Here is an 11,860-nt window from a genome sequence, read left to right on the forward strand (position 1 = left end):
CGCCCAGGTCAACACCAGTCGTTTCATGCACCTGCGATAGAACGCAGCATCGACCACTTCAACCTGAATGGCGACGAACCAGCGTCCGCAGTACGCGAAACGGTCGCACCAAGAATCTTGCCATCGAAGCACAACGCCTCGGTCATGGCGACCTCACCGCTCTTGGGCAGGCAAATGGTCTTGTCCGAGACGCGGAACTTGTCGTTAGCAACATAGAAGCTATCGTGGCACCGGCCTTTCTTCTTGAACTGAAGCGCGTGAGCCTTCTTTCCGGCCTTGATATCGGCAAAGAATCGATCCCAGGCTTTGGCAAGATCGGCAAACGGTTGGGCATGGGCATCAATCCGCGTTGGCTCTGATACCTTACTGCGCAAGCCAATCAACTCGCGGATTTGTGCCTTGCGACTGTTCGCGCCACCAGGATCAAACCCCCTTCGCGCTCCCAGCGTTGCAAGGTCTTGACCAAGACGCCAAGCCGCTTCGCCGCCTTGCCTGTGCCCATCATCGCGCTTTCTATGTGGAAAATTATCCACTATCACGCATAGCTTGTAATACTAGGGTTGGCTCCTCGCCTTGGTAAAGGGCCGCGACGGCGGCGGCATGGTAGTCGATCACCCGATTGCGCCGGACCTTCATGGTCGAGGTCAGGAGACCGTTTTCAACCGACCAGGGCTCGAGGCTGAGGATCACCCGGCGAACCTTGGCATAGCCAGGGAAATCGCTCAACAGGTCGCGGATGCGCCGGATGATCGCCTTATGGATCTGCGGGTCATGAAGGCTGGCGGGTTGATCCGGATCCAGGCCATGTGCCCGGGCAAATGGCGGCCACTGCTCAGCATTGAGCACCAGGATGGCGGCGAGATAGGAACGGCCCTCGCCCAGCACCATGACCTGATCAAAGAGCGGGTCGGCGCCGATCGCCATCTCGAGGTCGGCAGGCGGCACCTTCTCGCCGTTGGATAGTACCAAGATCTCCTTAAGGCGTCCGGTGATATACAGGTGCCCGTCCTGGATACGGGCCTGATCGCCGGTATGCAGCCACCCATCGGCCTCCAGGACCCGGGCAGTGGCCTCTGGATTATTCCAGTAGCCCTGCATCACATTCGGGCCGCGGACCAAGAGCTCGTCGTTGTCGCCGATGCGCAGCTCGATCCCCGGCAGGGGTCTGCCGACGCTCTCCGGGATATTGTCATCTATTGGATTGACGCTGATCACCGGGCTGGTCTCAGTCAGGCCATAGCCCTGGAGGATCGGCAGGCCCAGGGCGATGAAGATCCGCGCCACCGCAGGCGGCAAGGGCGCACCGCCGCTGACGGCCACCCTCAGCCGTCCCCCCAGCCGCTTTAAGATCGACCGACCGAACCTAGGTCTCAGCCAGGGCGCAATCAGGAGGAGTGGGTGCCACCCAGCTCGCCCTTGCCGGTAGAGAAACTCGCGCCAGCCGCTCTCGACGGCAAGGGCAAAGGGCCAGCGGATCAGGACAGGGCGTGCGGCAAGCTGCTCGGCGATCCGCTGATGGAGGCGGTCAAAGATGCGCGGGACGGCAATTAGGACCGTTGGCTGGAGGGCCTGTAGGTCTTCGGCGAGTTGGTTGACTGAACGCGCATAGGATACAGCAGCGCTGGCCATCATCGGCAGATAGTAGCCAGCAGTGCGTTCGAGCATGTGCGACAGCGGCAGAAACGACAGAAAGAGATCATCCGGTCCGACCTGAAACAGGGTCAAGGCCGCTGCGACATTGCTCAGGATATTGTGGTGACTGAGCATCACCCCTTTGGGTCGCCCAGTGGTCCCAGAGGTATAGACGATGGTTGCCAGCGCCTGCGGATCGAGGTCCAGCACCTCAAAGGGCGGGGGGTTTTCGGGTAACCAGCCTGCGGCGACCCTGACCCGCGGGTCATGGGCAGCGAGCTCCTCGGCGGCCGGGCTTGACTCTAGGATCACCGCCCGCCGGAGATCGGCAGGGCTATCCAGGGCCTCGGCCAGGCGCCGCCAGCGCCCGGCGTCCTGGATCAACAGGACCTTGACGCCGGAATCCTGCAGGATATAGGCGACATTCTCTGCTCGGTCATCGGTATACAGGGGGACGGTGACCAGACCAAGGCTGAGTGTCGCCTGATCAAACAGGACCCACTCGGGACAATTGCGCAACAGTACAGCGACCCGATCGCCGACCTGCAGCCCCTCAGAGGCTAGCGCCTGACGCCAGCGCGCCGCCTGTTCCCCCATCGCCTGCCAGCTGAGGTCTTGCCAGCCTAGGCCGCGGACAAAATGGCGATAGGCCAGGCGTTCGGGCGAGCGGCGAATACGCTCGGCAAAGAGTCCAGCGAGCGTCCGGGCGACAGAGGCAGGGATGGGATCATGGGCGTTTGGGGACATGGCAGCGGTCCTCCCGGTGAAGCGCCGACCATTTCACTCTCAATCCAACCAGGGTGCAATCGGGTTAATATTTGTCTTCAGCCCACCCCAGGGGACGATCTGGCAAAGCCCGGATCCGCGCAGGGGGCCCGGCAGGGATCTTGAAGGCGCCGGCACTGCGCTCTCAACCACAGGCCCTTGGCACTACCGAAAACGCCGCTCAGGACATATATTAGTAAAAACTAATATTTCATGGAGATCGACATGTATCCGATCAGAGCGATCCTATTGCTAGGCTGGATAGCAGTACTGCCAGGGGCGGTCTGGGCCGAGCCTACCGAGCCAACGGCGCTTCCCAGCGCACCGGTGGAGGCGCGCGTCGTGCCGCGCGAATATCGGCTCGATGGGATCGTCGAGGCGGTCCGCGGGAGCACGGTCTCAGCCCAGACCTCGGGCCAGATCCAGGAGCTGCTCTATGACGTCGATGATGTGGTTGAGAAAAACGCCCTCATCGCCCGCATCAAGGACACCGAGCATCGCACCCGCGTCGCCCAGGCAGCGGCGGATCTCAAGGCGGCGACCGCCAGGTTGCGTCAGGCCCAAGACGAATACGACCGGATTGCCGGTCTCTATCGCACCAAGAACGTCTCTGAGTCGGCGATGGAGAAGGCGCGCGCCGAACTCGATAGCGCCAAGGCCGAACTCGAGGCAGCGACAGCGCGTCTGCAAAGCGCCCAGGAACAACTGAGCTATACCGAGATCCGCGCCCCCTATTCAGGGATCGTGACCAAACGTCATGTCTCGGTCGGCGAGACGGTTGGGCCAGGCACGCCGATCATGAGTGGGGTATCGCTCGATGAGCTGCGGGTGACTGCCGACGTGCCGCAGAGCATCATCGCCGCGCTGCGCGCTGCCCCTGCCGCCGAGCGGCGCGCCTGGGTCTATCTGCCGGATGGGCAGCGCATCGAATCAAACCGCTTAACCATCTTCCCCTTTGCCGATCCGGGTTCAAACACCTTTCAGGTCCGTATCGAGCTGCCGCCGAGCCCGCAGGTCAGCGGACATCTTTTTCCCGGGATGTATGTCAAGACGGGATTTTTGGTCGGTGAGAAGACCGAGCTCATCGTCCCCAAGGAGGCGGTGGTCCAGCGTTCCGAGGTCACGGCGGTCTATGTCTTGGGCGAGGGGGGGTATGTCCATTTCCGCCAGATCCGCCTGGGACGGGCCATGGATGACGGCTATGTGGTCCTGGCGGGTCTGAGCGCCGGCGAACAGGTGGTGCTCGATCCCATTGCCGCAGGCGAGCACTTAAAGGCCCAGCCGCCGCTGCGCCATGTCGCGGGGAGCAAAGGGCATGACTGAGCGCTTAGGGATCGCGGGGCGCATCGCCGCCCAGTTTCAGGCAAGCGAGATCACCCCACTTCTGGCCCTGGTGGGCCTATTGCTTGGGCTGTTCGCGGTCTTGGTGACCCCGCGCGAAGAAGAGCCCCAGATCGATGTCACCTTCGCCGATATCTTTATCCCCTTTCCGGGGGCCTCGGCGAGCGAGATCGAGCACCTGGTCGCCGGCCCTGCCGAACAGGTCCTCTCCGAGATCAAGGGGATCAAGCACGTCTATTCGGTCTCGCGCCCGGGGCTTGCGGTGGTGACCGTCCAATACGAGGTCGGCGAGGACAACACCCAGGCGATCGTGCGCCTATTCAGCAAGGTGATGTCCAAGCAAGACTGGCTGCCGCCGAACCTGGGCGTCGGCAGCCCGATCATCAAGCCCAAGGGGATCGACGATGTCCCGATCCTCACCTTGACCCTGTGGTCGGAGGACCCAAGGGTCAGGGCCTATGAACTCGGACAGGTCGCGCATGCGATTGAGCAGGAGATCAAGCGGGTGCCCGGGACACGCGATGTCTATACCCTGGGTGCCCCTGCCCAGGTGGTCCGGGTTCAGCTGCACCCCGATCGGCTTGCCGGCTATGGCCTGGATCTCAATCAGCTACGCCGCGCCCTGCAATCCGGCAACCGGATCGCCGACAACCTGAGCGTCACTGCGGACAATCAAGAGGTGCTGGTCCAGGCCGGGACCTTTTTGACCTCAGCGGAGGAGATCGGCGACCTGGTGGTCGGGGTCCACGGTGGTCGGCCGGTGTATCTGCGCGATGTCGCCGAGATCGAGCGCGGGCCCGAGACCCCCGAGAGCTATGTGCTGATGGGCGCGGGGCCGGCTGCTGCTGCATCCGGGGTCAGCCCTGGTCAGCCGCGCTCGGCGGTGACCATCGCCATCGCCAAACAGCCGGGCGTCAATGCCGTGAATGTGGCCCAGGACGTTATCGAGCGCCTGGAACAACTTAAGGGCCTCTTCATCCCGGATCATGTCGAGGTGACCGTCACCCGCAACTATGGCGCCACCGCGGATGCCAAGGCGAAAAAGCTCATCAGCAAGCTGGCATTCGCCACCGCCTCTGTGGTCTTCCTGGTCCTTCTGACCCTCGGCTGGCGCGAGGCGGTCATCGTCGGGGCGGCGGTGATCGTGACCCTGATGCTGACGCTGTTTGCCTCCTGGGCCTGGGGATTCACCATCAACCGGGTCTCGCTCTTTGCCCTGATCTTTTCCATCGGCATCCTGGTCGATGACGCCATCGTGGTGGTCGAGAACATCCATCGCCACCTGGGCCTCAGCCAAGACCCTTTCTCTCGCTTGATCCCTCGCGCCGTCGATGAGGTGGGGGGGGCGACGATCCTGGCAACCTTCACGGTGATAGCCGCGCTCCTGCCGATGGCCTTCGTCACTGGCCTGATGGGCCCCTATATGAGCCCCATCCCGATCAATGCCTCGATGGGGATGCTGATCTCATTGTCAGTGGCCTTTATCCTGACGCCCTGGATGTCTTATCAGCTGCTGGGAGGCGCTGCTCGACATCCGCAGGGATCGCAGCACACCGCTCAAGGCCACCAGCAGGATAAAGACCGGCTCCAGCACTGGCTGAGGAGGGCCTTCATCCGCCTCATCGGCCCCTTTGTGGCCGATCGGCAGGGGCGGCGCAATCGCTGGCTGTTGCTCTTGGGCGTGGTGTTCCTGATCCTCGGCTCCTTTGCCCTGCCGGCCAACCAGTTGGTGGTCCTCAAGATGCTGCCCTTCGACAACAAGAGCGAGTTCCAGATCATCCTCGATATGCCCGAGGGGATGAGCCTGGAACAGACACTGAAGGTCCTCTCTGAGATGGGCGAATATCTCGAGACCGTGCCTGAGGTGGCCAACTATCAGATCTATGCAGGGAAGGCGGCGCCGATCAATTTCAACGGTCTGGTGCGCCAGTACTATCTGCGCCAGGGCCCGCATCTCGGTGACATCCAGGTCAACCTGGTCGATGCCCATCATCGCAAGGACAAGAGCCATTCCATTGTCCTGCGACTGCGCGAGCCGCTGCAGGCCATCGCCAAGCGCTATGGCGGCAATGCCAAGCTTGCTGAGGTCCCGCCAGGTCCGCCGGTGCTCGCCCCCTTGGTCGCCGAGGTCTATGGGCTCGACTATGACGGTCAGATCGAGGTCGCGCGCAAGGTGCGCGAGGTCTTTGAGCGCACCCCGGACGTGGTGGATGTCGATGACTCAGTCGAGTTCGCCTCGCGCAAGCTGACCCTGGTCGTGGATCGGGCCAAGGCGGCGCGGCTAGGGGTGGCGCAGGCCAGTGTCGCCCAGGCCCTTGCCAGCGTGCTCGATGGCGAGGACATGAGCTTCCTGCATGGGGCCAATGTCAAATATGCCGTGCCGATCCGGGTCGAATATAGCGAGGCCGACAAGGCAGATCTCGAGCAGGTCTTGGCCCTGCGCGTGCGTTCAGAAAGCGGGCAACTCGTGCCGCTGTCTGAGATCGTCACCGCCGTCGAGGGGACGCGCGAGCGCAGCATCTATCACAAGGACCTCTTGCCGGTGGTCTATGTGATCGGCGACATGGCAGGCAAGACCGACAGCCCCTTGTACGGCCTCTTTGCGATCGCCGCGACCCTCACCCAAGAACTCGGGCTTGAACAGTGGTATCGCCAGGCACCAACCAACCCCTATGGCTATAGCCTCAAATGGGACGGCGAATGGCAGGTGACCTATGAGACCTTCCGCGACATGGGCGCGGCCTATGCGGTAGGTCTGGTACTGATCTATCTCTTGGTGGTGGCGCAGTTTAGGAGCTATCTCGTCCCCCTGATCATCATGGCGCCCATCCCCCTGACCCTGATCGGCATCCTGCCGGGTCATGCCCTCTTGGGCGCGCAGTTCACCGCCACCTCGATGATCGGGGTCATTGCGCTGGCCGGGATCATCGTGCGCAACTCAATCCTCCTCGTTGACTTTATCAACCAAGAGGTGCGCGCGGGTGCGAGTCTCGAACAGGCGGTGATCGATTCAGCAGCAGTGCGCGCCAAGCCGATCGTCCTCACCGCAGTGGCGGCGATGGCAGGCGCCGTCTTTATCCTGGATGACCCGATCTTCTCGGGGCTTGCGGTCTCTCTGTTGTTCGGCCTGTTTGTCTCGACCCTGCTGACCTTGGTCGTCATCCCTGTGGCCTATTACGGCGTGATGGTCAAGCGGGTCGCTTGGATCAGGCGGGAGATCATCTAGGCGGGGTCCTGGCATTTTGGAGCGCCGGCCTCTCGCCGGCCATCCATGGCGCAAGTAATTCTCGATGCCCTTGCAAAAAACCGAGTTGCGCCAGCATCTCCAGATCAAGGCGCGTGCGCTGCTCGATGCGCTATGCTTCGGCGAGTTTACCGGTCTGCTGGAAATACGCAATGCGCTCAGCCAATTCCAGCTTGATCGCCTCGATGGCGCGCAAAACCGTGGCGCGCGGCATCACATAAAAGTCAGCCCGCTCAACACGCCATCGATCAGCGCTTCGATATACCGCCCGCGGTCTGGGTGAGCCGCGCCGAAAGGATGATCGCCGAAAGGATGATCAAGGCGCGCGGGTCTTGTGATGGCTTGATAGCGCCATCGGATGCCCGCGCGCATGATCGCTACCAGCGGCCACAGCAGCAGGGTCAGGATGGCCGCGACGACCGCGCCTTGCAGCGATGGGCCATCCACCGCTAGCGGCAGTAGCGACGCGAGTAGATGGCGGTCCGCGTCGTCATTTCCGCGATCGACCGAGCCAGCGACTCCATCACGCGCATCCACAGGGCAACCTCGAGATTTGGGCAGACGCTGGAGAACATATCAACCAGGTCGGTGCTGGCCGGTGCGGCACTGAATGGCGTGGCGCTGGCCACGTCTGGCCTGTCTGAGGGCATGCAGCAGTTGGGGATGCATGCGGTGCATGCCTTCGCCGCCTTCGATGATGCGCGCGCCACTATCGCGTCTATGCCGGGCGTCACGCAAGAGGCACTGTCTAAGATGCAAACTGCGGCCTTTTTTATGGGTCGTTTTTACGTTCGGCGACGGCAGCCCAGACGAGACGATCAGCGCGGCCGCTTGGCGTATGGAGCAGCAGGGCAAGCTGGCTGGGCGCATCCTGCGGCCGCTCATCGACGCGCTCTTTGCCCCGCTGGAACGCGATCACTGCCGAGCGAGCTACGAGAGCGAGCTTGTTGGCGCGTACCTTCCTTTAATTTTTCCTTTAATTTATCGAAAGGAATATCCCCATGGCTGAAGCATTCCATCACGGGGTCGAGATTGTCGATATAGATGACGGCTTGCGGCCGATCCAGACGGCGCGCTCAAGCGTGATCGGCGTCGTCGGTACCGCACATGACGCGACCGATGCGGCTGTGCCGCTCCACACTCCGATTTTGCTGACCACGCCGCGCAGCGCGGCCATTTTGGGCAGCGCCGGCACGCTGCCCGCCGCGGTGTCGGCGATCCACGCGCAGGGCTATAGCCCGCTGATCGTAGCGGTGCGCGTGGCTGATGTGCCAGACGACCCGAATACCACGGCAGATGAGAGGCTGGCCGCGGTGATCGGCGGCACAGATGCAGGTGCCGGTGCACGCACGGGCATCGCGGCGCTGGAAACGTTGCGATCGGTGCTTGGCTGCTGTGTTTCGCAGCCCACATCCGCCCCACTCTCCCCTTCTGTCGCTGCATAGTGCTGCGCCTGTTCAGGCGCCTGCCTCATCACAGCATTCGCGCTTGGGTTTATCATTGAGTCTCCGATCCATGCACAACGAAGTAGCGCCCCTCGGGGCCGCGGAGGACTCATGCAAAACGAACGTATCATCGCCTTCGTCATGGCCGGCGGCCAAGGGTCCCGGCTCCAGCCGCTCACCCAAAATCGCTCCAAGCCCTCGGTCCCCTTCGGGTCGCGCTACCGCATAGTCGATTTTGTCTTAAGCAATCTGGTCAACTCCCAGATCCATACCATCTATCTTCTGGTCCAGTACAAGTCGCAGTCGCTGATCGAGCATGTCCGCAAGGCCTGGACCATCTCGCCCTTGATACAAAATCAGTTTGTTACCGTCGTGCCGCCACAGATGATGTCGGGAGAGCATTGGTTTCAGGGGACCGCCGATGCCGTCCACCAGAATCTCAATCTGATCGAGGAGCATCGCCCGGATCTGGTCGCGGTCTTCGGTGCCGATCATATCTACCGGATGGACGTGCGGCAGATGGTCGAGTTCCATCGCGCCAACCGCGCCGATGCCACCATCGCCGCCCTGCCGGTGCCGGTGGCCGAGGCATCGAGCTATGGGGTGATCGTGGCCGATACCGATGGGTATATCCGCGCCTTCGAGGAAAAGCCAGCCAAGCCGACCCCGATGCCCGGCAATCCTGGGATGGCCTTCGCCTCGATGGGCAATTACATCTTCGACACCGAGGTACTGATCCAGGCCCTGCGCGAGACCAAAGAGACAGGCGGGACCGACTTTGGTCAGCATGTCTTGCCGCGCCTCTTGCAGACCCATCGACTCTTTGCCTATGACTTTGCGACCAACCGCATCCCCGGCATTCAGCCCTATGAGCAACAGGTCTATTGGCGCGATGTAGGGACCCTCGACGCCTATTTCGACGCCCATCGCGATGTCTTGGGTGCTGAGCCTGTTTTCGATGTCTTCAATCCTGAATGGCCGATCTATTCGAGCAGCTATCAGGGCCCGGTAGCGCGGATACTCGGCGGTCAGATCGAAAACACCCTGCTTGGCGCAGCGACCCTCGTCTATCCCGGCTCGGTGATCAAAAACTCGATCATCCGGCGCGAGGCGGTAATCGAGGAGGGCGCTGTGATCGAGGATTGCATCATCATGGACTATGTGCGCATCGGGCGCGGGGCGCGCCTGCGCCGGGTGATCGTCGATCGGCACAATCATATAGATGCTGGGGATGCGATCGGTTTCGACTGCGGGCGCGACGCCGAACGCTTCCATATCAGCCCCGGCGGTCTTACCGTGATCCCCCAGGGTCAGGTGAGCTATTTCGCGCGCGATCATCGCGGTTCAAGCGGACACGGCTATGCCGAATGAGCCGGACTCGCCGGCGATTTTTGGCCCCATCGCGCGCTGACCAGATGGCGCCCTTGTCGAGCATGACCCAACCTGTCTGCATGGGAGACCCACACACCGGAGAGCGGTAGTCCCGCCCTGCCTAGAGCGCCGGCAATGCTAGGACCCTTCGGGATTGGCGGGCGATATACCGCATCACCCGCCACAGGACAAGCAGCGCGCCGACGGCGATCAGGGCGATACGATGGTTAAGCCAGGGATGAGGGCGATCATGATGCCTCGGCATGAATCTCGACTGCCGTACCCTTTGGGATGGCGGCGAAGAGCTCGATGATGTCGCGATTGCGCATCCGGATACAGCCGTGAGATCCGGGCACGCCCATCGGCTCGGAGTCCGGACAACCGTGGATATAGATGAAGCGCCTGAGCGTATCGACCTGCCCACCGCGGTTGCGCCCGGGCTCGCAGCCAGTCAGCCAGAGGATACGGGTCAAGATCCAATCGCGTCCTGGATAGGCCGCAGCCAAGGCCTCGCTATAGATCTCGCCCGTCGGTCGGCGCCCGACAAACACCGTGCCGAGCGGACAATCAGCCCCGATCTTCAAGCGCACCCGATGCAGCCCGCGCGGGGTGCAGCCACTGCCTAGCCGTTCGCCCGGTCCGTTGGCGGCGGTGGAGACCGGGTACTGGCGCAGCGCCTGCCCCTCAGCAAACAGGGTTAGGCGCTGGGCCGCCAATTCGATCAAGACCCACACCCCTTCGCGCACAGCGCGCCTGATCCCTCATTCCCGCACCGGTGAGCGGATCAAGGCGCGGATGCGTCCGGGGTCAGGCAGACCGCGCACCACCAGCTCCGGGAGGTCGCCTGAGGTATAGATGGTTAGATCGCCGGCATTCAGGATGCGCTGCAGTAGGCTTTGGCTGACATGGACAGTGCGCACCGCGTTCATAGAGATCTCTGTATAGTGTTTGCTAAGCAGCCCATGACTCCAGAGGATCTCATCGGCGCTGATCTCGAGACGATCAGAAAGGCTCGCCAACCACCAGCCCACTAATCGAAACAGGGCAAAAACAAAAAGCAATAGACCGAGCAGACGCAGGACAAGATCGTCGAGCCCGGGCAAGGTCAGTTCAGGCGGCAGGGCCTGTTCACCCTTCAAGAATAAAAGGCTGCCGCCCACCAGTAAGAGCAGGGTCAGGACCGTGGCCAGGGGCCGGCTGCGGATCAGTGAGGGGTGGGCTGAATATAGGACCTCAGACATCAGGCAGTCTCCTGGTTCTTAAAGGCCGTCTGGGCAGCAGGCCGCTTTTTAAGAGACGGCCTCGCGCCGGCGGCGTTCGCGGTTACGTTTGAGCCGGATCAGGGTCCAGGTTGGACCTGAAGCGGCATAGACAATGGCCAAGGTAAATAGGACCAGGGGCGGTTGAAGATAGACCAGGGCAAAACCGAGCATCACCAATACGGCAAGCAGGAAGGGGACCCGTCCCTGGAGATTGATCTGTTTGAAGCTGAAATAGCGGAAGTTGCTGACCATCAGGAGCCCCGCGCCTGCTGTCAGGATCGCTGCCAGCCAGGCGACATCCTGGCCTTGGATACCGAAATCATGCGCTGTCCAGATGCCCATCGCGACGAGGGCGGCCGCTGACGGGCTGGCAAGCCCCTGAAAATAGCGTTTGTCGGCGATCCCGATCTGGGTGTTGAACCTGGCTAGACGCAAGGCGGCAGCGGCTGTATAGATAAAGGCGGCCAGCCAGCCGATCTTACCCAGACCGCCAAGCGCCCAATGATAGGCAACCAAGGCAGGGGCGACCCCGAAGGCCACCATGTCGGACAGACTATCGTATTCGGCGCCGAAGGTGCTTTGGGTCTGGGTGAGGCGCGCGATCCGGCCATCGAAGCCATCGAGGATCTGGGCGGCCAGGATCGCGACTGCTGCTGCCTCGAAGCGCCCATGGGTGGCGGCAAGCACGGCATAAAAACCGGCAAAGAGGGCCGCGGTCGTGAACAGGTTGGGCAGCAGATAGATACCGCGGCGGGTTTTGCATGGAAGCTCGGTTTCGTCCATAGTTATCACATCAATGC

At 62.1% G+C, this 11,860-nt stretch carries 11 protein-coding genes; 4 read left to right on the forward strand and 7 right to left on the reverse strand.

Features of this window, described 5'->3' with window-relative positions; all coding sequences use genetic code 11:
• Positions 1-23: 23 nt before the first annotated feature.
• The 3 genes from GWK36_RS15030 to GWK36_RS10025 are packed head-to-tail and all read right to left on the reverse strand — an operon-like array spanning position 24 to position 2,379.
• Entirely contained in the window at positions 24-383 is a 360-nt protein-coding gene (locus GWK36_RS15030; RefSeq protein WP_210756751.1) for a hypothetical protein, read from the reverse strand.
• On the reverse strand, positions 380-505 hold the full coding sequence (locus tag GWK36_RS16095; RefSeq protein ID WP_166270361.1) for a MerR family DNA-binding transcriptional regulator: 126 nt from the start codon (positions 503-505) through the stop codon (positions 380-382). Before GWK36_RS16095 ends, GWK36_RS15030 begins: the two co-directional genes overlap by 4 nt.
• A gap of 20 nt (positions 506-525) precedes the next feature.
• Positions 526-2,379 carry an AMP-dependent synthetase/ligase gene (locus GWK36_RS10025; RefSeq protein ID WP_166271014.1) on the reverse strand — a complete coding sequence of 618 codons (1,854 nt, stop codon included), beginning with the start codon at positions 2,377-2,379 and terminating at the stop codon, positions 526-528.
• 243 nt (positions 2,380-2,622) lie between these two features.
• Between GWK36_RS10025 and GWK36_RS10030 the strand changes: the two genes are divergently transcribed.
• Together GWK36_RS10030 and GWK36_RS10035 are read left to right on the forward strand one after the other, a co-directional pair.
• Positions 2,623-3,720 carry an efflux RND transporter periplasmic adaptor subunit gene (locus GWK36_RS10030; protein WP_166271015.1) on the forward strand — a complete coding sequence of 366 codons (1,098 nt, stop codon included), beginning with the start codon at positions 2,623-2,625 and terminating at the stop codon, positions 3,718-3,720.
• Entirely contained in the window at positions 3,713-6,964 is a 3,252-nt protein-coding gene (locus GWK36_RS10035) for an efflux RND transporter permease subunit (RefSeq protein ID WP_166271016.1), read from the forward strand. The genes GWK36_RS10030 and GWK36_RS10035 overlap by 8 nt, the downstream gene beginning before the upstream one ends.
• A 231-nt stretch (positions 6,965-7,195) precedes the next feature.
• Here GWK36_RS10035 and GWK36_RS10045 read toward each other — a convergent pair whose 3' ends face one another.
• Positions 7,196-7,519, reverse strand: coding sequence for a hypothetical protein (locus GWK36_RS10045; RefSeq protein WP_166271017.1), 324 nt, complete (start codon positions 7,517-7,519; stop codon positions 7,196-7,198).
• A 464-nt stretch (positions 7,520-7,983) separates the two neighbouring features.
• Between GWK36_RS10045 and GWK36_RS10050 the strand changes: the two genes are divergently transcribed.
• The gene (locus GWK36_RS10050; RefSeq protein ID WP_166271018.1) at positions 7,984-8,427 is read left to right on the forward strand and encodes a phage tail sheath protein; all 444 of its coding nucleotides are present in this window, start codon (positions 7,984-7,986) and stop codon (positions 8,425-8,427) included.
• A 111-nt stretch (positions 8,428-8,538) separates the two neighbouring features.
• Positions 8,539-9,798, forward strand: coding sequence for a glucose-1-phosphate adenylyltransferase (locus tag GWK36_RS10055; RefSeq protein ID WP_166271019.1), 1,260 nt, complete (start codon positions 8,539-8,541; stop codon positions 9,796-9,798).
• A gap of 248 nt (positions 9,799-10,046) precedes the next feature.
• Here the strand turns inward: GWK36_RS10055 and GWK36_RS10060 are convergent, their stop codons facing one another.
• The 3 genes from GWK36_RS10060 to pssA are packed head-to-tail and all read right to left on the reverse strand — an operon-like array spanning position 10,047 to position 11,843.
• A complete protein-coding gene (locus GWK36_RS10060; RefSeq protein ID WP_210756752.1) occupies positions 10,047-10,544 on the reverse strand; it encodes a L,D-transpeptidase in 498 nt (165 codons plus the stop codon).
• A 15-nt stretch (positions 10,545-10,559) separates the two neighbouring features.
• On the reverse strand, positions 10,560-11,039 hold the full coding sequence (locus GWK36_RS10065; protein WP_166271020.1) for a PH domain-containing protein: 480 nt from the start codon (positions 11,037-11,039) through the stop codon (positions 10,560-10,562).
• Between the two features lie 48 nt (positions 11,040-11,087).
• Positions 11,088-11,843: a CDP-diacylglycerol--serine O-phosphatidyltransferase gene (pssA, locus tag GWK36_RS10070; RefSeq protein WP_166271021.1), complete on the reverse strand. Its 756-nt coding sequence runs from the start codon at positions 11,841-11,843 to the stop codon at positions 11,088-11,090.
• Positions 11,844-11,860 lie beyond the last annotated feature (17 nt).

It is taken from the genome of Caldichromatium japonicum, assembly GCF_011290485.1.
GTDB classification, from domain to species: domain Bacteria; phylum Pseudomonadota; class Gammaproteobacteria; order Chromatiales; family Chromatiaceae; genus Thermochromatium; species Thermochromatium japonicum.

What these genes read in the sequence shown, in the direction of transcription:
- GWK36_RS16095 (WP_166270361.1), bottom strand. Translation starts at nt 505, where the DNA reads ATGATGGGCACAGGCAAGGCGGCGAAGCGGCTTGGCGTCTTGGTCAAG.
- GWK36_RS10025 (WP_166271014.1), bottom strand. Translation starts at nt 2,379, where the DNA reads ATGTCCCCAAACGCCCATGATCCCATCCCTGCCTCTGTCGCCCGGACG.
- GWK36_RS10030 (WP_166271015.1), top strand. Translation starts at nt 2,623, where the DNA reads ATGTATCCGATCAGAGCGATCCTATTGCTAGGCTGGATAGCAGTACTG.
- GWK36_RS10035 (WP_166271016.1), top strand. Translation starts at nt 3,713, where the DNA reads ATGACTGAGCGCTTAGGGATCGCGGGGCGCATCGCCGCCCAGTTTCAG.
- GWK36_RS10050 (WP_166271018.1), top strand. Translation starts at nt 7,984, where the DNA reads ATGGCTGAAGCATTCCATCACGGGGTCGAGATTGTCGATATAGATGAC.
- GWK36_RS10055 (WP_166271019.1), top strand. Translation starts at nt 8,539, where the DNA reads ATGCAAAACGAACGTATCATCGCCTTCGTCATGGCCGGCGGCCAAGGG.
- GWK36_RS10065 (WP_166271020.1), bottom strand. Translation starts at nt 11,039, where the DNA reads ATGTCTGAGGTCCTATATTCAGCCCACCCCTCACTGATCCGCAGCCGG.
- pssA (WP_166271021.1), bottom strand. Translation starts at nt 11,843, where the DNA reads ATGGACGAAACCGAGCTTCCATGCAAAACCCGCCGCGGTATCTATCTG.